The 235-nt window shown below is 73.2% G+C and carries 1 protein-coding gene; it reads left to right on the top strand.

What is annotated here, in order from left to right; translation table 11 throughout:
* On the top strand, window positions 1-235 hold a 235-nt coding region (locus ACEN88_RS36290), incomplete at both ends, for a response regulator (protein ID WP_413347211.1).

The following is a 235-nucleotide window of genomic DNA, read 5'->3' as shown; positions in this document are numbered from 1 at the left end:
GCGTCGGGCGGGATGCCGATGCCGTTGTCGGACACGGCGATCAGCGCCTGCTCGTCGTGGACGACAACCGCGACGCGGCCGACACGCTGGCCGCGCTGCTGTCCGTGATGGGCCACGACGTCGTGGTGGCGCACGACGGCCACCAGGCGCTGCGCATGCTGGGCGGCCTGGAGCCGCACGCCGTGTTCCTCGACATCGGCATGCCCGGCCTGTCCGGCTACGAGGTGGCGCAGGC

Source organism: Massilia sp. CT11-108, assembly GCF_047302915.1.
GTDB classification, from domain to species: domain Bacteria; phylum Pseudomonadota; class Gammaproteobacteria; order Burkholderiales; family Burkholderiaceae_D; genus Telluria; species Telluria orientalis.
The sequence above is the reverse complement of the archived record's forward strand: the minus strand, read 5'-3'. Positions and strand labels throughout refer to the sequence as shown.